This is a genomic window from Novosphingobium cyanobacteriorum, assembly GCF_029436685.1.
In the GTDB taxonomy this organism is placed as follows: Bacteria; Pseudomonadota; Alphaproteobacteria; order Sphingomonadales; family Sphingomonadaceae; genus Novosphingobium; species Novosphingobium cyanobacteriorum.
The window spans coordinates 153,748-173,024 of the sequence record NZ_JAROCY010000005.1 but is presented as its reverse complement, the minus strand read 5'-3'; the positions used below and the strand labels follow the sequence as shown (position 1 = coordinate 173,024).

The 19,277-nt window shown below is 67.2% G+C and carries 19 protein-coding genes; 11 read left to right on the top strand and 8 right to left on the bottom strand.

Going from position 1 to position 19,277, the window contains the following annotated elements; translation table 11 throughout:
• The first annotated feature begins 78 nt into the window (after window positions 1–78).
• The 5 genes from POM99_RS07070 (at window position 79) to POM99_RS07050 (ending at window position 6,152) form a co-directional block, all read left to right on the top strand.
• Entirely contained in the window at window positions 79–1,077 is a 999-nt protein-coding gene (locus POM99_RS07070; protein ID WP_277276153.1) for a helix-turn-helix domain-containing protein, read from the top strand.
• A gap of 91 nt (window positions 1,078–1,168) precedes the next feature.
• Complete coding sequence (locus tag POM99_RS07065; protein WP_277276151.1) at window positions 1,169–2,158, top strand: tetratricopeptide repeat protein; 990 nt, start codon at window positions 1,169–1,171, stop codon at window positions 2,156–2,158.
• A complete protein-coding gene (tilS, locus tag POM99_RS07060; protein WP_277276150.1) occupies window positions 2,127–3,098 on the top strand; it encodes a tRNA lysidine(34) synthetase TilS in 972 nt (323 codons plus the stop codon). Before POM99_RS07065 ends, tilS begins: the two co-directional genes overlap by 32 nt.
• A gap of 122 nt (window positions 3,099–3,220) precedes the next feature.
• Window positions 3,221–5,161, top strand: a complete 1,941-nt coding sequence (gene ftsH, locus POM99_RS07055) for an ATP-dependent zinc metalloprotease FtsH (RefSeq protein WP_277276149.1) — start codon at window positions 3,221–3,223, stop codon at window positions 5,159–5,161.
• 10 nt (window positions 5,162–5,171) lie between these two features.
• Entirely contained in the window at window positions 5,172–6,152 is a 981-nt protein-coding gene (locus tag POM99_RS07050) for a quinone oxidoreductase family protein (protein ID WP_277276148.1), read from the top strand.
• Between the two features lie 4 nt (window positions 6,153–6,156).
• On the opposite strand, the gene POM99_RS07045 is transcribed toward POM99_RS07050, so the two are convergent.
• Window positions 6,157–7,203: a DUF3667 domain-containing protein gene (locus POM99_RS07045; protein WP_277276147.1), complete on the bottom strand. Its 1,047-nt coding sequence runs from the start codon at window positions 7,201–7,203 to the stop codon at window positions 6,157–6,159.
• 148 nt (window positions 7,204–7,351) lie between these two features.
• On the opposite strand from POM99_RS07045, the gene POM99_RS07040 reads away from it, so the two are divergent.
• The 6 genes from POM99_RS07040 to POM99_RS07015 all read left to right on the top strand — a co-directional run bounded on the left by POM99_RS07040 (window position 7,352) and on the right by POM99_RS07015 (window position 12,209).
• Complete coding sequence (locus POM99_RS07040) at window positions 7,352–8,950, top strand: peptidoglycan DD-metalloendopeptidase family protein (protein WP_277276146.1); 1,599 nt, start codon at window positions 7,352–7,354, stop codon at window positions 8,948–8,950.
• A gap of 49 nt (window positions 8,951–8,999) precedes the next feature.
• Window positions 9,000–9,995, top strand: coding sequence for a porphobilinogen synthase (gene hemB, locus POM99_RS07035; RefSeq protein ID WP_277276145.1), 996 nt, complete (start codon window positions 9,000–9,002; stop codon window positions 9,993–9,995).
• Window positions 9,992–10,537 carry a GNAT family N-acetyltransferase gene (locus tag POM99_RS07030; protein WP_277276144.1) on the top strand — a complete coding sequence of 182 codons (546 nt, stop codon included), beginning with the start codon at window positions 9,992–9,994 and terminating at the stop codon, window positions 10,535–10,537. Before hemB ends, POM99_RS07030 begins: the two co-directional genes overlap by 4 nt.
• Before the next feature lie 16 nt (window positions 10,538–10,553).
• Window positions 10,554–11,108 (top strand): gamma carbonic anhydrase family protein, encoded by a 555-nt coding sequence (locus tag POM99_RS07025; RefSeq protein WP_277276143.1) that lies wholly within the window; start codon window positions 10,554–10,556, stop codon window positions 11,106–11,108.
• Entirely contained in the window at window positions 11,095–11,376 is a 282-nt protein-coding gene (locus POM99_RS07020; protein ID WP_277276142.1) for a DUF167 domain-containing protein, read from the top strand. The genes POM99_RS07025 and POM99_RS07020 overlap by 14 nt, the downstream gene beginning before the upstream one ends.
• Window positions 11,377–11,459: 83 nt before the next feature.
• Window positions 11,460–12,209: an SDR family oxidoreductase gene (locus POM99_RS07015; RefSeq protein WP_277276141.1), complete on the top strand. Its 750-nt coding sequence runs from the start codon at window positions 11,460–11,462 to the stop codon at window positions 12,207–12,209.
• On the opposite strand, the gene POM99_RS07010 is transcribed toward POM99_RS07015, so the two are convergent.
• The 7 genes from POM99_RS07010 to clpA all read right to left on the bottom strand — a co-directional run bounded on the left by POM99_RS07010 (window position 12,206) and on the right by clpA (window position 19,180).
• Complete coding sequence (locus tag POM99_RS07010; RefSeq protein ID WP_277276140.1) at window positions 12,206–12,844, bottom strand: YoaK family protein; 639 nt, start codon at window positions 12,842–12,844, stop codon at window positions 12,206–12,208. The genes POM99_RS07015 and POM99_RS07010 overlap by 4 nt on opposite strands.
• A gap of 58 nt (window positions 12,845–12,902) precedes the next feature.
• The gene (locus POM99_RS07005) at window positions 12,903–13,280 is read right to left on the bottom strand and encodes a group II truncated hemoglobin (RefSeq protein WP_277276406.1); all 378 of its coding nucleotides are present in this window, start codon (window positions 13,278–13,280) and stop codon (window positions 12,903–12,905) included.
• Between the two features lie 109 nt (window positions 13,281–13,389).
• The gene (locus POM99_RS07000; RefSeq protein WP_277276139.1) at window positions 13,390–14,985 is read right to left on the bottom strand and encodes a cisplatin damage response ATP-dependent DNA ligase; all 1,596 of its coding nucleotides are present in this window, start codon (window positions 14,983–14,985) and stop codon (window positions 13,390–13,392) included.
• Window positions 14,986–15,027: 42 nt separating this feature from the next.
• A complete protein-coding gene (locus tag POM99_RS06995; protein WP_277276138.1) occupies window positions 15,028–16,032 on the bottom strand; it encodes a ligase-associated DNA damage response exonuclease in 1,005 nt (334 codons plus the stop codon).
• Between the two features lie 54 nt (window positions 16,033–16,086).
• Complete coding sequence (locus POM99_RS06990) at window positions 16,087–16,419, bottom strand: type II toxin-antitoxin system RelE/ParE family toxin (protein WP_277276404.1); 333 nt, start codon at window positions 16,417–16,419, stop codon at window positions 16,087–16,089.
• A gap of 24 nt (window positions 16,420–16,443) precedes the next feature.
• Complete coding sequence (locus POM99_RS06985) at window positions 16,444–16,707, bottom strand: type II toxin-antitoxin system Phd/YefM family antitoxin (protein WP_277276137.1); 264 nt, start codon at window positions 16,705–16,707, stop codon at window positions 16,444–16,446.
• Between the two features lie 109 nt (window positions 16,708–16,816).
• Entirely contained in the window at window positions 16,817–19,180 is a 2,364-nt protein-coding gene (clpA, locus tag POM99_RS06980) for an ATP-dependent Clp protease ATP-binding subunit ClpA (protein ID WP_277276136.1), read from the bottom strand.
• Between the last annotated feature and the right edge of the window lie 97 nt (window positions 19,181–19,277).

Here is a 19,277-nt window from a genome sequence, read left to right as displayed (position 1 = left end):
GTTGACATTCACCCGCCATCAATCATGCCTTGTCGTGAACGGGCTCCGCACGAATACGCATAAGGGTTGCGCGAAGACATGGATGACGGGAGCGACGCCGTGAGGCCGGACGGCGCTGGGGACAATGCTGAAACGGGCGCTGCGGACGGAACGGCTTTTTCCGCAAGGGCGCAAAGCGTCGGCGTGCGGCTGAAGGCAGGGCGTGAGGCGCTGGGCCTGTCGATCAAGGACATCGCCGCCCGTACCCGCATCACGCAGCGCCATGTCGAGGCGGTGGAGGCGGGCGATTACGCCAGCCTGCCCGGCCGCCCCTATGCCCTGGGTTTCGCGCGCAGCTATGCCAAGGCGGTGGGGCTGGACGAAAAGCAGATCACCGAGGACGTGCGGCGCGAGCTGGATGGCAGCGCCCCACGCCCCGAACCTCGGGTGATCCATCAGTTCGAGGTGGGCGATCCCGACAAGACGCCGTCGCACATGGTTTCATGGCTGGCGGTGCTGCTGGTCGCCGCGGTGATCGCGATGGGGCTGGTGTTCTGGCGCAGCTATTACTGGCCCTCTGCCGAGCTGCCAGCGCTGGTCGGGCCGGAGGAACCCAGGCCCGCCACCGCCCCGGCGCCGCGTCCGGCCGCTCCGGCGGCGCAGCCCGGTGGCCCGGTGGTGTTCACCGCGCTGGAAGACGCGATCTGGGTGAAATTCAGCGATGGCGCGGGCAAGCAGCTGCTGCAGAAGCAACTGGCCAAGGGCGAAAGCTATACCGTGCCTGCCGACGCAACCGGGCCCGTGCTGTGGACCGGGCGGCCCGATGCGCTGGCCATCACCATCGGCGGGCAGGCTGTGCCACGCATCGCCGAAAAGGAAGGCATCGTGAAGAACGTGGCCGTCAGTGCGCAGGCGCTGCTGGCGCGGGGGCAGGCGGTTGCCCCGCCCGTTCCGGCGGCAAGCACGCCAGCCACGCCGGTGCGTGCCCCTGTCACCCCGCCCGCCCGCCGCGCCGTGCGGCCTGCACCGACGGCGGCCCTCCCGGTCGAGCCTGCGCCGACAGCACCAACGGCCGAATCTTCCACGGCCGGACAATAGCCAGCGCTCGACTTCGCGGCTGCACTGCGGCAAAACCGTTAACGATCGCGGCACGGGGGCAAGCCGCCAGACCTTTCGGACGGGAGCAACCATGAATCTGACGTACCGCAGCCGCGCGTTGAAGGTGGCGCTGGCGCTTTCGCTGGCGGGCCCCGTGCCTGCGTTCCTGCCGGTGGCGGCACATGCCCAGGCCACCTCGCAGGATACCGACCTTCGCCTGAAGCGCATCGAGGCGGAACTGCGCGCGGTGCAGCGCAAGGTCTTCCCTGATGGTGCAGGCAAGACCTTCACGCCCGAAATCGGCGCGCCGACCCCGGGCACTGTCACGCCCACGCCCGCCGCCAATTCGGCCGTGACCGACCTGATGGCGCGGATGGACGCGGTTGAAAGCCAGCTGAAGGTGCTGACCGGGCAGGCCGAGGAAAACCAGAACCGCCTGGCCAAGCTGGAAGCGCGCCTGACCGCGCTCGAACCCGCCCCTGCCCCGGCCCCGGCAACCGATGATGTGGCTGGGCCGTCGGCGGCGCCCGTCGCCGCTTCCGGCCCTTCTGCCGCAACTCCCGCGCCGGCCGCGAAGCCCGCGCCTGCGAAGCCCGCTCCGGCGGCGACCACGCCCGCCACGGCCAAGCCGGCCGAGCCCTCCGCCGCCCGCGTCGCAGCCGTCGCGGCCATCGAAAAGCCGGTGTCCGACGACAAGGGCGAGGATCTCTATTCCTACGGCTATCGCCTGTGGGAAGCGAAGTTCTTTCCAGAGGCGCAGCAGGCGCTGACCGCCTTCACCCAGCAGTTTCCCAAGCACAAGCGGCTGACCTATGCGCGCAACCTGCTGGGCCGCGCCTATCTGGACGACAACAAGCCGGGCACCGCGGCGCAATGGTTCGTGCAGAACTACCTGAACGACAAGCAGGGCGAACGCGCGCCCGACAGCCTGCTCTACCTGGGCGTGGCGATGACGCGACTGAAGGAAACCAAGCGCGCCTGCACCGCCTTTGCCGAATTCAAGAGCAGCTACCCGGCAGAGGCTGCCGGCCGGTTGAAGGCGCAATACGATGCCGCCAGCAAATCGGTCACCTGCAATTGACGCGGCGCTGACGGCGCGCTTCGCCGAAGACCTCGCGAAGCTGTGGCCCACCGGGCAACCGGTGGGCCTTGCCGTTTCGGGCGGGCCAGACAGCACTGCGCTGCTGCTGCTGGCCCACGCGGCGATCCCTGATGCCTTTGCGGTGGCCAGCGTGGACCACGGGCTGCGGGTCGAAAGCGCGGCGGAGGCGGCCATGGTCGCGGGCCTGTGCGCCGAACGCGGAATTGCCCATCGCACGATCACGCTGGCGCTGTCGGGCGGAGCGGGCGTGCAGGCGCGGGCGCGCGAAGCGCGCTATGCCGCGCTGGGCCAGTGGCTGGAAGATGAAGGCCTGGGCGCGCTGGTCACGGCGCACCATGCCGACGATCAGGCGGAAACGCTGGTGATGCGGCTGAATCGCGGCGCGGGCCTGCGCGGCCTTGCGGGCATGCGCGCGCGGGCGGCCGTACCCGGAACCGCGCAGCCCCTGTTGCGCCCGCTGCTCGGCTGGCGGCGCGGCGAACTGGTGGACATCTGCGCGCAGGCGGGGCTCTCCGCAGTGGACGATCCTTCAAACCGCGATCCCCGCTTCGAACGGGCGCGGCTGCGCATCGCCATGGCGAAGGCGGACTGGCTCGACCGCGCAGCGCTTGCCGCCAGTGCCACGCATCTGGCCGAAGCGGACGAGGTGCTGGATTGGGCGGTGGCGCAAGCCGTGGGATCGCTGGCGCCGGTTGGCGATGCGCTGGTCTGGCAGCCTGCCGGCCCCCGCGCCTTGCAATTGCGCGTGCTGGAAACGGTGATCGCACGGATGGGCCGATCCGTTCCGCGCGGCAGCGAAGTGGCGCGCTGGCATGGCCGGCTGGCCGTGGGCGAAGTGGCGACTCTGGCCGGCGTGCGGGGCGATGGCCGCGCGGCGGAATGGCGCTTCACCCCGGCTGCGCCGCATCGCGCGGGTTGACGCAGGCAACCGATTACGGTGCGCAGCTTTTTCGCACTTGTGGTTATATTGCCATTCACCGCTGCGATCCTACATTGATCGGGTGAACGCGGGCGATTCCGCCCTTTGCGAAGGCATGCGCAATGAATGACGACCAGCCGCAGGGCAATCCCTGGATAAAGAGCCTCCTTGTCTGGGGCGGGATATTCCTCGCGCTGCTGCTGGTAGTTTCGATGTTCAGCGCCCGCACCGATGCTTCGGGCACGCTGATCCGTTATTCCGAATTCCGCGCGCGCGTTTCCGAAGGCGCGGTGCGCGAAGTGCAGATCGGCACGGACCGCATCACCGGCACGCTGAAGAACGACCAGCAGTTCCAGACCATCCCGGTGCCGGGCGACAACGATCTGCCCAAGCTGCTGCAGGACAACGGCGTGCAGTATGCCGGCAAGGCGAACGAGGAGCCCAACCTGCTGCTCTACATCCTTGCCCAGTCGCTGCCGTTCCTGCTGATCCTGGGCGTGGCGTTCTTTGCGCTGCGCCAAGTGCAGAAGGGCGGCGGATCGGGCGCGATGGGCTTTGGCAAGAGCAAGGCCAAGATGCTGACCGAGCGGCAGGGCCGGGTCACCTTCGACGATGTCGCCGGCATCGACGAGGCGCGCGAGGAGCTGCAGGAGATCGTCGAATTCCTGCGCGATCCCAGCCGCTTTTCCAAGCTGGGCGGCCAGATCCCCAAGGGTGCGCTGCTGGTCGGCTCGCCCGGCACCGGCAAGACGCTGCTGGCCCGCGCCATCGCGGGTGAGGCGGGTGTGCCGTTCTTCACCATTTCCGGCTCGGACTTCGTCGAGATGTTCGTCGGCGTCGGCGCCAGCCGCGTGCGCGACATGTTCGAACAGGCCAAGAAGAACGCGCCGTGCATCGTCTTCATCGACGAAATCGACGCGGTGGGCCGCCATCGTGGCCATGGCCTCGGCAATTCGAACGATGAACGCGAACAGACGCTCAACCAGCTGCTGGTGGAGATGGACGGGTTCGAGGCGAACGAGGGCATCATCATCATCGCTGCCACCAACCGGCCCGACGTGCTCGATCCGGCGCTGCTGCGTCCGGGCCGCTTCGACCGCCAGGTGGTGGTGCCGATCCCCGATATCGAGGGCCGCGAGAAGATCCTTTCGGTCCACATGAAGAAGGTGCCGCTGGCGCCCGACGTGAACCCGCGCACCATCGCGCGCGGCACACCCGGCTTTTCCGGTGCGGACCTTGCCAACCTCGTCAACGAAGCGGCGCTGCTCGCGGCGCGGCGCAACAAACGCCTTGTCGCGATGCAGGAGTTCGAGGACGCCAAGGACAAGGTGATGATGGGCGCCGAGCGGCGTTCCATGGTGATGACCGACGAAGAGAAGAAGATGACCGCCTATCACGAGGCGGGCCATGCCATCGTTTCGGTCAACGAACCGGCCAGCGACCCGATCCACAAGGCCACCATCATCCCGCGCGGCCGCGCACTGGGCATGGTGATGCGCCTGCCGGAGCGTGACAGCTATTCCTATCATCGGGACAAGATGCACGCGAACCTCTCGGTCAGCATGGGCGGCCGCGTGGCGGAAGAGATCATCTTCGGCTACGACAAGGTTTCCAGCGGCGCCTCGTCCGATATCCAGTACGCCACCAGCCTGGCGCGCAGCATGGTCACCAAGTGGGGTATGAGCGACAAGCTGGGCCCACTGCAGTACGAGGACCAGCAGGAAGGCTACCTCGGCATGGGCGGTTCGGCGCGCCTGTTCGCATCCGACGAGACCAACAAGCTGATCGACAGCGAGATCCGCATGCTGGTGGATGGGGCGCACGCGCGCGCCACCACCATTCTCAAGGAAAACGAGGAAAAGCTGCACCTGCTGGCGCTCGCGCTGCTGGAATATGAAACGCTGACCGGCGACGAGATCAAGACCCTGCTCGAAAACGGCAAGATCGACCGGCCCGAGGCTCCGAGCGGGCCTGCGCGCCCGGTTTCGTCACAGGGTTCGGCCGTGCCGCGCGCGGGGCGCAAGTTCGCCGGTTCCGGCGGTGCCCAGCCGATCGGCGCCTGAGGACGGCACAATGGGGGGCAGCACCGAAGCGATCGTGATCCGCCACTATGGCGGGCCAGAGGTCATGCAGGTCGAATCCGTCGTCCTGCCCGATCCCGGTCCGGGCGAGATCCTGGTCCGCCAGCAGGCGGCTTCGGTGAATTTCCACGATGTCTATGTGCGGTCCGGCGCCTACAAGACGCTGGCCCTGCCGGGCATTCCCGGACTGGAAGCAGTGGGCACGGTCGAGGCGGTGGGGCCGGGCGTGGACCTGTTCCGCATCGGTGACCGCGTCGCATATATCGAGCGGGCCTATGGCGGCTATGCCCGGGCGCGCGTGTTGAAGGCGGAGCTGGCCGCACCCTTGCCCGATGGCATCGAGCCCGGCCTTGCCAGCGCATGGTATCTCAAAGGCCTGACCACGCAGGCGCTGGTCGATCAGGTCGAGCCGGTAACCCCCGGCATGGTCGTGCTGGCGCAGGCGGCCGGCGGCGGCGTGGGGCAACTGGTCGCGCGCATGGCAAAGTTGCGCGGCGCAACCGTGATCGGCACCGCCGGGGCACCCGCCAAGCAGCAGGCCGCGCGCGATGCCGGGTGCGATCACGTGATCGCCTACCAGAGCGAGGACGTGGCGACGCGGGTGATGGAGATCACCGGCGGCAAGGGCGCGAACGTCGTCTATGATGCGGTGGGCGCGGATACCTTCGAAGGTTCGCTGGCTTCGCTCGCCATGCTGGGCCACCTCGTCCACTATGGCCAGGCATCTGGCCCGATCCCGCCGTTCGACCTGTCGCGTCTCGGCGCGAAGTCTGCCAAGGTCTCGCGCCCGTTCCTGTGGCCCTATATCCAGCCGCGTGAGGCGCTGCTGGCCCGTTCCGCAAGCCTGTTCGCCGCGATGGCCGCTGGCGATCTGCCGCTCACGCTGGGTGGGCGCTTCCCGCTGGCCGAAGCGGCCAGGGCGCACGCCATGCTCGAAGCGCGCGCCGCAGGGCCTTTCGTGCTCGATTGCTGAGACTTCAGGTGCCTGTCTGCACCGCCACCAGCATGGTGAACAGCAGCAGCGCCACGAACGCGAAGAGCGAAAGCGCGGCGGCGCGCACCAGCCCGCCCGCCCTTGAACAGCCATAGGCCCCGCGCAGCTGCCGGTACATGTGCACCGGCGGCGCCAGCAGCAGCAGGCCTACCGCCCAATCCTGATTGAGCGCGCCCAGCAGCATGATCAAGCAGCCCAGCAGGGTCATGAACGCTATCGAATAGGTCACGAACACGGTGTGGTCATACAGGTGGAAGCGGCGGCTGAACGGGAACAGCAGCCACAGGAAAGGCACCGAGATCGGGATCAGCGCCCAGCTGTATTTGTAGGCATAGCTCTGTGCCTTGTAGGCGGCGAGGCCGGGGTTCGCGCGGATCTTGGCGAAGGCGTGGTTGACCGCCTCCACATCGCTGATCTTGCCTCCTTCGTCGGTGCCGTGGGCCTTCACCTCGTGCATGATGTCAAGCGCGGTGGTCTGGGTGTCGATCTGTCTGTCGATGCCGTCGATATCCTGCCCGGCCTTCACGGCGGCCGCGCGTTGCTTCTGCAGGTCGGCGATCTTGGCCTTCACCGCCGCCTCGCCCTTGGCGCCGTCCTTCATGCCCAGCGTCACTTCCGGGTTGAACTCGGTCTCGCCCGCGGTCTGGTGGAACACGGCGAAGAACAGGAACGCGCTGAACAGGAACAGCGCCAGCGGGGAAACGAAGCTGGCGCGCTGCCCCGCGATATAGCGCCGCGTCAGGTCCCCCGGCCGCCACGCCAGCATCGGCAGGGTGCGCCAGATCTTCCCTTCGAAATGGAACACCCCGTGCAGCAGGTCATGAAAGAACGCGCCCAGCGTGCGGTGGACGTGCGCCGCCTGGCCGCAGGCGTGGCAATGGCTGCCCACCAGCGGCGTGCCGCAGTTCAGGCAGGCGCTCTCGTGGGTGTGCCCCGCATCCCCAGCGGCATCTTCGCCCGCATGGGGCTCAACCACGCGCGCCGTCAGCCCGGCCTGCACCGCCTCGCCCAGAACCTGCCCGTCATTCATGCCGCCAATGGTCTCCCCGATCGGCGCGCAGGATAGCCAAGCCGGGGCGCACTGGCTACCGTGGTGCGCAAGAAGAAAGCGCAGGGGTTTACGCCGAATTAACCCTGCCCCTTGCAGAAACCGCAAGACTTAGGACGGCGACGGGAAAGTGCAGGACGTGTTGGGGCCTCGCGACGAACTGGCGATGCAGGCGGGCGTGCCGGCAGGCATGACCTTCGGCCGTGCGCGCGGTCCCGCGTTCGGCGCGCGCCGTGCGCCCATCATCAAATCCGCCGAACCCCATCCAGCACCTGCGCCCAAGCCGTCGCTGCGCGATCACCCCCATCCGCTTGCGCGCAGGTGGGATGCCTGGTGCCGCAAGGCCGAGGCATGGGCCGCGCGCCACCTTCCCTCGCCCGATCTGGCCGAGGATGTCGGCAGTGCCCGCTGGTTTCGCGAGCTGGCCATGCTGGTGGCGCTGGTGGTCATCGCGCTGGTGCTGTGGCCCTCTGCCGCCCCGCTAGAAGCTGCCCCTCTGCCGCCGTTGACTGACGCCGCACGCGCCGAATTCCGCGCGCAGACGCTGCAACCGTGGACCGATGGCGCCACGCAGGGCCGCCACTTCGCCGCCAATACCATGGTCGCGCGGCTCGACAATGCGCCCGAACGGCCAACCATCCAGCTCACCGCCATGTTGGGCGAGAACGACAGCCTGCCGCGCATGCTGCAGCGTGCGGGAATCGGCGCTGGCGATGCCGGCCAGGTGGCGGCGATGGTGCAGCAGGCCATGCCGCTGGACCAGATCCCCTCGGGCACCCGCTTCGCCATCACGCTTGGCCAGCGCAGCGGGCCTTCGGTGCCGCGCCCGCTCGATGCCATCAGCTTTCGCCCCAGGTTCGACCTCGCGCTGGATATCCGGCGCAACGGTGGCGGCCTTTCGCTGGCGCGCACCGCCATTCCGGTGGACACCACGCCGCTGCGCATTCGCGGCATCGTTGGCGCCAGCCTCTATCGCTCTGCCCGTGCGGCCGGCGCTCCCCCCGAAACCGTGCAGGATTACCTGCGCGCAATCGATCAGGCGCTTCCGTTCGAGGAGATTGCCCCCACAGACGAATTCGACCTGGTGGTGCAATACCGGCGCGCCGCCGATGGGCAGGGGCAGGCGGGCGATCTGCTCTATGCCGGCATCGTGCGCGGCGGCCAGCCGCAGGTGCAGATGCTGCGCTGGGGGCAGGACGGCGGGTTCGAGACGCTGGCAGACATGACCGGCGCCGGGCAGGCGCAGGAATCCGCGCTCGGCGCGCCGGTGGCCGGGCGCATCACCTCGCTGTTCGGCATGCGCCGCCATCCGATCCTCGGTTTCGTGCGGATGCACGCCGGCATCGATTTCGGCGCGGCCTGGGGGTCGCCGGTCTATGCCGTCACCGATGGCACGGTGTCCTATGCCGGCTGGCACGGCGGTCACGGCAACTATGTGCGGCTGGAACACGGCGGCGGCATTGCCAGCGGTTATGGCCATCTCAGCCGCATTGCCGTCTCGCCGGGATCAGGCGTTCGGCGCGGACAGGTGATCGGCTATGTCGGCTCCACCGGCCTCTCCACCGGCCCGCACCTGCATTACGAAGTCTATCGCGGCGGGCGGGTGGTCGATCCGATGTCGGTGCGCTTCCTGGCGCAACGGCGCGCTGTCGATCCCGGCCAGATTGCCGCCTTCAAGGCACGGCTGCAGGCGCTCACCTCGCTGCGCACGGGTACGCTCGCGCGTTGAGACGGGAAACCGTTGCGAGGCGCGCGCCAAGGGCCTAACCCTTCGCGCCATGACTGCACCCTATCCCCTGCTTCGCCTGCGCCGCACCCGCGCCACTGCCTGGAGCCGCGCCCTGCATCGTGAGGTGCTGGTCACCCCGGCAGACCTGATCTGGCCGCTGTTCGTTACCGAAGGCAGCGGTGTGGAGCAGCCCATCGCCTCGCTGCCCGGCGTCTCGCGCTGGTCGGTGGACGGCATCGTTGCGCGCGCGAAGGAAGCGGTGGCCGCAGGCATCCCCTGCCTCGCGCTGTTTCCCAACACCCAGCCCGATCGCCGCAGCCACGATGGCAAGGAAGCGCTGAACCCCGACAACCTGATGTGCCGCGCCATCCGCGCGATCAAGGATGCGTGTGGTGACGATATCGGCGTGCTGACCGACGTTGCGCTCGATCCCTATACCAGCCATGGGCAGGATGGGCTGATCGACGAGGCCGGTTATGTGCTGAACGATGCCACGGTCGAGGTGCTGGTGGGGCAGAGCCTGAACCAGGCCGCGGCCGGGGCCGACGTGATCGCGCCGTCTGACATGATGGACGGCCGCATCGGCCTGATTCGCGAGGCGCTTGAGGGCAACGGCCACGTCAACGTGCAGATCATGTCCTATGCCGCCAAGTACGCCAGCGCCTTCTATGGCCCGTTCCGCGATGCGGTGGGCTCCAGCGGGCTGCTGAAGGGTGACAAGAAGACCTACCAGATGGATCCCGGCAATGCCGAGGAAGCGCTGCGCGAAGTGGAGTCCGATCTGGCCGAGGGCGCGGACAGCGTGATGGTCAAGCCCGGTCTGCCCTATCTCGATATCGCGGTGCGCGTGAAGGAAACCTTCGGCGTGCCGGTCTTCGCCTATCAGGTGAGTGGCGAATACGCGATGATCGAGGCAGCGGTGGCTGCCGGCGCGGGCGATCGGAACGGGCTGGTGCTGGAAACGCTGCTGGCGTTCAAGCGCGCGGGCTGCTCGGGCGTGCTCACCTATCACGCCCTCCACGCGGCGCGCCTGCTGGGGGCATGACCTTCCGGCTGGAAACGGCCCGGCTTGCCTTGCGTGATTGGCGGGATGGCGATGTCGAACCCTTCCATGCGATGGGGCGCGATCCGCGGGTCATGGCGTTTCTCGGCCCCCTGCAATCGCGTGCCGAGGTGGAAGCGGGCATCCAGAGGCAACATGCGCTGTCTGTTGAACTGGGCCACTGCTTCTGGGCGCTGGAGCGGCTTGCGGACGGCGCGTTCCTTGGTTTCTGCGGCTTGAAGCCCGGCCCGGAAGGCACGCCGCTGCACGGGCGGATCGAGATCGGCTGGCGCCTGGCGCACCACGCCTGGGGCCACGGCTATGCGCGTGAAGCGGCACAGGCCGCGCTCGACTGGGGGTTTGCGCAGCTTGCCAGCGATGCGATCTGGGCGATGACGGTGCCGGGCAATGTGCGGTCACGGGGCCTGATGGAACGGCTCGGCATGCGTCACCTGCCCGGGCTGGATTTCGATCATCCCGCGCTGCCCGCGGACAGCCCGCTGCTGCGCCATGTGGTCTATGCCGCCGCTCGACCAAAATATTGAAGGAAAAGGAAAATACATGCGCCATGACGTCACCATCGCCAGCATCCACGGCAAGACGCCGCGCATTCACGAAAGCGCCTTCATCGCGCCGGGCTGCCGGATCATCGGCGATGTCGAGATCGGGCCCGAGGCATCGATCTGGTACAACTGCGTGCTGCGCGGCGATGTGAACCGCATCGTCATCGGTGCGCGCAGCAATATCCAGGACGGCACGGTGATCCATTGTGACAGCCCTGACCCGAAGCATCCCGAAGGCTTTCCTACGATCATCGGCGATGACGTGCTGGTGGGGCATCTGGCGATGATCCACGGCTGCACCATCCACGATCGCGGCTTCGTCGGCCTGTCGGCCACGGTGATGAACGCCTGCGTGATCGAAAGCGATGGCATGCTGGCCGCCGGTGCCATGCTCACGCCGGGCAAGCGTGTCGGTTCGCGCCAGCTGTGGGGCGGTCGCCCGGCCGCCTATATGCGCGATCTGACCGATGCGGCGCTGGCCGACATGCAGCAGGGCGTGGCGCACTATGTCCGCAACGGCCAGGCGCACAAGGCTGCCCTTGGCGAAGCCTAGACTCTCGCTCCCTGCGCCCGAAGCGTTGCGCGCGCTGGCCGATGGCGAAGGCCGGCTGGCGGTGCGCGTCACCCCGGGCGCGAAGAGCGAGGGGATCGAGATCGCCGATGGCAGGGTCAGCGTGAAGGTCCGCACCAAGCCCGAGGATGGCAAGGCCACCGCCGCGGTCCTTGAAATGGTCGCCACCGCCTTGGGCGTTGCACCATCTCGCGTGGCGTTGTTGCGCGGCGCAACTTCGCGGGACAAGCTGCTGAAACTGCCTGATTAAGGATCGCCGAGCCTAGTCTTTTGTCCGCTTGCCGGTTTGCCCCCTGCTTCTACCCTGCGCGGGCAATCGCAAAAGGGAATGGCATGGCAAAGCAACTTGCGGGCAAGACCGCGCTCGTAACCGGCGGATCGCGCGGAATCGGCCGCGCCGTGGCGCTGCGGCTGGCGGCGGATGGCGCGTGCGTGGCCGTGAACTATCGCAGCGATCGCGCGGCTGCCGATGATGTGGTGGCGCAAATCGTTGCCCACGGCGGCAGCGCCTTTGCGCTGCAGGCCGATGTCGGCGATCCCGCGCAGATCGAGGCGATGTTCACCGCCTTCGATGCGCAGACAGACGGGCTGGACATCCTGATCAACAACGCCGGGATCGGCAGCATGGCCACGCTGGCGGAAACCGATGAAGCCCTGTTCGACAGCCAGTTCCGCGTGAATGCCAAGGGGCCGTTCTTCGTCACCCGCGCCGCGCTTTCGCGGCTGCGCGATGGCGGGCGGATCGTGAACCTGTCGTCTATGGTGGCGCAGGTCGCCTATCCCTCGTGCGTGGCCTATGCGATGACCAAGGCGGCGATCAACCATTTCACCCGGTCAATGGCGGCGGAACTCGGCGCGCGGGGGATCACGGTGAATGCCATCGCCCCCGGCGCCACGATCACCGATTTCGCGCCGGACCTGTTCAACGATCCCGCCACTGTCGATTTCCTGGCCAGCGTCGCCGCGCTGAAGCGGGTGGGCCAGCCCGATGATATCGCGCGCGTAGCGGCAATGCTGGCGGGACCGGACGGCGCATGGGTCACCGGGCAGGTGATCGAAGCCTCGGGCGGCATGCACCTTTAGGAATCGGAGGGGATCCGCAGGGCGAGGGCGGTCATCAGCACCGCCCAGCCTGCGGCAATCCACAGGCAGCCCAGCGGAAGCCGGTCCTGCAGGAAGGCGCCCAGCACCGCGCCTGAAAGCAGCCCCGCCCACAGCGTGCCCCACGCGGTCCAGCCCGCATCGCCCTTGCCGGAAAGCCAAAGCGCCAGCCCCTGGCCCAGCTTGACCAGCGCCCCGGTCATGTAGGTGAGCCCCACGGTCACCTCGCCCCCGCGCTGAAAGGTGTTGTTGATCGCGCCCATCGCCATGACCAGCCCGGCCAGCATCGCCAGTTCCAGCCCCGCCGCGCGCAGGGCGGCGGCGGCCAGCAACAGCGCCGCGACCAGCCCAACCACCGCCGGCTTGCGGTATCGCCCGGCCCGCAGCGACAGCAGCGCGCCCCCGGTCACCCCGCACAGGAAGCCGCCGATCAGCAACGCCGGGATCAACGCCCGCGCCGGATCGGTGCCCAGCGCCACCCCCAGCCGCGTGGTGTTGCCCGACATGAACGAGACGAAATAGCCGTCCGCCGAAAGGAACCCCACCGCATCGACGAACCCGGCCATCGCGGCGAGCGCGATGGCAAAGCGGCGGCGGGTGCGGTCATAGCGGATCACGGGATTGGTCTAACGGGTGTTCCCCGCGCTTGAAAGCGGGCCGGTGCCGTAATGACAATCAGCCTCGCGCCATTCCCGTGGCCATCTGCGTCAGCATATCGGCCAGCGCATTGGCGATTTCCGTGTCCGCCGGGGCGACGTCGGCAATGGCATGGCACATGGCTTCTGCCCACTGGGTGGCGGTCTGGCGATCTATGGGGAAGGGTTTGTGCATGGACATCATGCACTTGCCGGGGTTCGCCTCCCACCAGTCACGCGGGCCGCCGGCCCATCCGGCAAGGAAAGACGGCAGCGATGCGCGCATTGGGGCAAGGTCGGGCGCGTGCATCGCGCGCAGCTCGGCAAAGGCCGGGTCCTGCTCCATCAGGTCATAGAACCGGTCGGTGATCGCGCGCAGCACCGCGATGCCGCCGATCCGCTCATAGGGGGTGGTCATCGGCGCAGCGGCGGTTTCGGCTTGGGTGGCCAAGGTCTTGAAACTCCGGGAAAAGGGATCGGTACTCCTGTGGCCTAGCAGTGTCCCCGGAAAGGGTGTTTGATCCAGGTCAAGTCGCCAGCGCGCGCAGGGTCTCGATCCGGTCCGCCTCATGCGCGGGCTTGTCGCTGCGGATGCGCGATATGCGGGGAAAGCGCATGGCAAGGCCGGACTTGTGCCGCTTGCTCAGGTGCACGCTGTCGAACGCCACTTCCAGCACCAGCGCCTTCTCCACCTCGCGCACCGGGCCGAAGCGACCGGTTGTGTGCTGGCGCACCCAGGAATCAAGCCATTTCAACTCGTTGTCGGTGAACCCGAAGTAAGCCTTGCCCACCGGCAGCAGCTCCGCCCCGGCATCAGGATCGCCGTTCCAGCAGCCGAAGGTGAAGTCCGAATGAAAGCTGCTGCGCTTGCCGCTGCCGCGCTGGGCGTACATCAGCACGCAGTCCACGGTCAGCGGATCACGCTTCCACTTGTACCACAGGCCCGTCCGCCGGCCCGCCACATAGGGCGAATCGCGGCGCTTGAGCATCAGCCCCTCGATCGCCTCGTCGCGCGCGCGGGCGCGGATTTCGGTCAGGGCGTCCCAATCCGGGGCGGAAATCACCTCACTGAGGTCATACTGAGACGGGTTGAGACGGGGCTGAAGCGCCTCGAGACGGGGTCTACGCTCGCTCCAAGGGCGCTGACGCAGGTCTTCATCGCCATCGATCAGCACATCGTAGAGCCGCACGAAGGCCGGGTAGTCCTCCAGCATCTTCTTCGAAACGACCTTGCGCCCCAGCCGCTGCTGCAGCGCGTTGAAGCTTGCCGCGCCGCCCGCCTCGCCGCCCTGGTGGCTGCCCCGCACCAGCAGCTCGCCATCGAGCACGGCGGGGAAGGGGAGCGAGCCGGCAATTTCGGGGAAGGCGGCGGAAATGTCGTCCCCACCGCGCGAATAGACGCGGGTTTCGCCGTTCACGTTGACCAGCTGCACGCGGATGCCGTCCCACTTCCATTCGGCGGCATAGTCGGCCAGGTCCAGCCGGGTGCCGTCCTCCAGCGGGTGGGCGAGCATGAAGGGGCGGAACAGGGGCAGCAGGTCTGTGCGCGGCGGTTCGGCCTGCCCGATGGCCCACTGGAACAGCGCGGCATAGGGCGCGGTCTGGCCGTGCCAGTATTCCTCCACCTCTTCCACATTCACGCCAAAGGCCTGCGCGAAGGCGACCTTGGCGAGGCGGGATGAGATGCCGATGCGCATCGCCCCGGTCGCCAGCTTCAGCAGGGCATAGCGGCCATTGGCGTCGAGCCTGTCGAGCAGCCCGGCCAGAAGCGGCCCCGCATTGCCGCGCGTGGCGGAAGACAGGGTTTCGACCACTTCGGCCACCGTTGGGGGCGGTCCCGCCGGCACCGGCGGTTCGGGCCAGAGCAGGCTGGCGGTTTCGGCGGTATCGCCCACATAATCGCGCGACAGGCCCCACAGGATCTCGTCCACCCGCTCGGCCATCAAGGCGCGGATCGTGGAGGCCTTCACCGCCGGGAAATCGAGCCCGTCGGTCAGCGCCGCCAGCGCCCAGCCGCGGTCAGGATCGGGCGTTTCGCGCAGGTATTGAGCCAGCAGGTCCAGCTTGCCGTTGCGGCTGCGGGTATAGACCAGCGCATCGATCAGGGCGGCGAAGCGGTTCATGCTTCGACGGAATCGGCACGGGCGGGGTTGGAAGCCATGCCGTCAGTCATCCTCGTCCTCGTACCCCACCAGCGCCAGGGCGCGGGCGCGGCGCTGGTTCAGCTGGCACCAGCGCAGCAGGGCTTCCTCGCGGCCGTGGGTGATCCAGGTTTCGGACGGGTTCACCTCGGTGATGGTGGCGGTCAGCTCGTCCCAGTCGGCATGGTCGGAGATGACCAGCGGCAGTTCCACGTTGCGCTGCCGCGCGCGTTGGCGCACGCGCATCCAGCCTGACGCCATGGCGGTGATCGGATCGGGCAGGCGGCGGCTCCACCGGTCGTTGAGCGCGGAAGGCGGGCAGACCACGATCTGCCCCGCCAGCGCCGCCTTGGGCGCGCCCGCCACCAGCCGCAACTCGCCAAGGTCCACGCCGTGCTCCTCGTAAAGCCAGCACATCCGCTCCATCGCGCCATGCAGCCAGATCGGCGCGGTATAGCCCGCCGCACGCAGCTCCGCGATCAGGCGCTGCGCCTTGCCCAGCGCATAGGCCCCCACCAGCACGCAACGATCGGGGTGCAGCGCCAGCGCGCCGGTCAGCTTGGCGATCTCCTCGGCAATGGGCGGGTGGCGGAACACCGGCAGGCCAAAGGTCGCCTCGGTGATGAACACGTCGCAGGGCACAGGCTGGAAGGCCAAGCAGGTGGGATCGGCGCGACGCTTGTAGTCCCCGGTGACGACCACCCGATCGCCCGCATGTTCGAGCAGGATCTGTGCGGAGCCGAGCACGTGCCCGGCGGGATAGTACGTGGCGAAGACCCCGCCCTGCAGCGCCACCCGCTCGCCATAGGCGACCGGCGTTTCATGCTGCGCGCCGCCATAGCGCAGGCCCATGATCGCCAGCGTTTCCGGCGTGGCGAAGACATGCCCATGCCCGCCGCGCGCATGGTCGGCATGGCCATGGGTGACCAGCGCGCGCTCCACGGGCCGCGCCGGATCGATCCACGCATCGGCGGGCACCACGTGGATGCCGTGCGGCTCTGGCCTGATCCACGTGGAACATTCGGGCATGGCAGAGGAATGGCGCAAGGGCCGCGCAGGTTCCAGATGGGATTTGGGGTGGGGTCAACGTCGGAGCAGACGCTCCTCCAGCAAGGTGCGGAAATCCCGCCGGGAATCGGCAACGATCAAGATCGTGACACGTTCGGCTTCCGGCAAGTAGACCAATCGGAAGGCTGCAGATCCAATGCGGGCGGGAATTTGCCGATACAAGTGGATGCCCAAGGCTTCCAGTTCGGGCGGCGTGGACCCCCGCAGCGCGAAGTCGGCAAGGCTTCCTGCTGCTGCAACCAGACCGGTCAATAATGCTTCTGCGCCGTCGGGGCCATCGAGGCCGCGCTGCGCTCGGCGCCGGCGATATAGACCCATTAGATCTCGTTCCGCGCCTTGCGATATCACGACTTCTCGCTTTGTTTCCAAAGCTCAAGCTCCGCGAATGCGGTCGGCAAGACCTTCCAGCGGCATGACCCGGCCTGCTGCAATGTCATCTTGCCCCAGCGCCAACAATTTAAGCAGAGCCAACGCTTCCTGCGTAGCTTCGTAGCTGCCCACGTCCTGAAGCACTGCAGTCGCCTCGCCATTTTGGGTGATGACCAGCGGGGCTGCGCCTTCTCTGAGTTCGCGAATGACCTCGGCGCTGTGCGCCTTGAGGTAGCTGATAGGCTTGATTCGAGCTTCAAGGTTCATTGGGATTCCTAGACCGAATTTGGTCTTAATATAGTCCTCTCTTTCGATCAGGCAAGAAAAAGGGCGGCGGTTGCCCGCCGCCCTTTCGGGGTAATGCCAGGTTCGGAGCTTACGCCTCGTCGGTATTCGGCTCCTCGGCGGCGTTGCCGGCCTTGCTCTTCTTGCCCTTTTTCTTGACCAGCTTGGGCGCAGCCGGGGTCAGCTGGAAGGCGAGGCCTTCGTCCTCGCTCTTCAGGCTGACGTGGACTTCGCCGCCGTGGGCCAGCTTGCCGAACAGCAGTTCCTCGGCCAGCGGCTTCTTGACCTTTTCCTGGATCAGGCGGGCCATCGGGCGGGCGCCGTAGAGCTTGTCATAGCCCTTCTTGGCCAGCCATGCGCGGGCATCGGAATCGAACTGGATGTGCACGTTCTGGTCCGCCAGCTGCAGTTCCAGCTGGAGGATGAACTTGTCCACCACGCGGCTGACCACTTCGGTGGGCAGGTAGGCGAAGGGCACGATGGCATCGAGCCGGTTGCGGAACTCGGGCGTGAACATCTTCTTCACCGCCTCGTCACCCGCGTCCGCCTTTGACACGTCGCCAAAGCCGATGCCCTGCCGCGCCATGTCGCTGGCGCCCGCATTGGTGGTCATGATCAGGACCACGTTGCGGAAATCCACCGTCTTGCCGTGGTGGTCGGTCAGGCGGCCGTTGTCCATCACCTGCAGCAGGATGTTGAACAGGTCCGGGTGCGCCTTCTCGATCTCGTCGAGAAGCAGGACGCAGTGCGGCTGCTGGTCGATGGCGTCGGTCAGCAGGCCGCCCTGGTCAAAGCCGACATAGCCCGGAGGCGCACCTATCAGGCGCGAGACCGAGTGGCGCTCCATGTATTCCGACATGTCGAAGCGCTGCAGCGGGATGCCCATGATCTGGGCAAGGCTGCGGGCGACTTCGGTCTTGCCGACGCCGGTGGGGCCACTGAACAGGAACGAGCCGATCGGCTTGTCCGGATCGCGCAGGCCGGCGCGGCTGAGCTTCATGGCGCTGGACAGCACCTCGATCGCCTTGTCCTGCCCGAACACCAGCCGCTTCAGGTCCCGTTCGAGGTGTTCGAGCACCTGCTTGTCGTCACTGCTGACCGACTTGGGCGGGATGCGCGCCATCGTGGCGATGACCTGCTCGATCTCGCGCGCGGTGATGGTCTTCTTGCGCTTGGAAGGCGGCACCAGCATCTGCATGGCGCCGACTTCGTCGATCACGTCGATCGCCTTGTCCGGCAGCTTGCGGTCGTTGATGTAGCGCGCGGAGAGTTCCACCGCGGTCTTGATCGCGTCGGGCGTGTACTTGACCTTGTGGTGTTCCTCGAAGGCGGTGCGCAGACCTTTCAGGATCTTGATCGTGTCTTCCACCGTGGGTTCGTTCACGTCGATCTTCTGGAACCGGCGCAGCAGGGCGCGGTCCTTTTCGAAGTGGTTGCGGAACTCCTTGTATGTGGTGGAGCCGATGCAGCGGATCGTGCCCCCCGAAAGCGCGGGCTTGAGCAGGTTGGACGCGTCCATCGCGCCGCCGCTGGTGGCGCCGGCGCCGATCACGGTGTGGATCTCGTCGATGAACAGGATCGCGTGCGGCATCTTTTCGAGTTCGGAGACGACCTGCTTGAGCCGCTCCTCGAAATCACCGCGATAGCGCGTGCCGGCAAGCAGGCTGCCCATGTCGAGCGAGTAGATCACCGCCTCGGCCAGCACTTCGGGCACTTCGCCTTCCACGATCTTGCGCGCCAGACCTTCGGCGATGGCGGTCTTGCCCACGCCGGGATCGCCCACGTAGAGCGGGTTGTTCTTTGACCGGCGGCACAGGATCTGGATGGTGCGGTCCACTTCGGGCCCGCGCCCGATCAGCGGATCGACCTTGCCGTTCAGCGCCTTTTCATTGAGGTTGACGGTGAACTGGTCGAGCGCGGAATCCTTCTTCGCGCCGCCCTTGGCCTCGGCCTTTTCCTCCTGCTTCGGGGTCTCTTCCTCGGCCCCCTTGGCATTGCGGTTTTCGACCTGGCGGCCGCCCTTGCCGATGCCGTGGCTGATGAAGCTGACCGCGTCCAGCCGGCTCATGTCCTGCTGCTGCAGGAAATAGACGGCGTAGCTGTCGCGTTCGGAAAACAGCGCGACCAGCACGTTGGCGCCGGTAACGGTGTCCTTGCCGCTGGACTGCACGTGCAGGATGGCGCGCTGGATCACCCGCTGGAACCCGGCGGTGGGCTGCGGATCGGCCTTTTCCTGCGTCTTGAGCGACTGGTATTCCTGATCGAGATACTGGCGCACCACATCGCCCAGATCACCAAGGTCGACCCCGCAGGCCTGCATGACCTGCGCCGCGTCGGCATCGTCGATCAGCGCGAGGAGGAGATGCTCCAGCGTCGCGTACTCATGGCTGCGCTCCGAGGCGTTGCTGAGCGCGGCATGAAGCGTCTTCTCAAGGCTCTGGGCGAAACTGGGCATATGCTCGCTTTCTGGGGCTCGCCTTCAAGGATGGACGAAGGACTCGGCCATCACGGGTGTTCCCTTGCGGGAGGAAACCACGCTTTCGATTAACCAT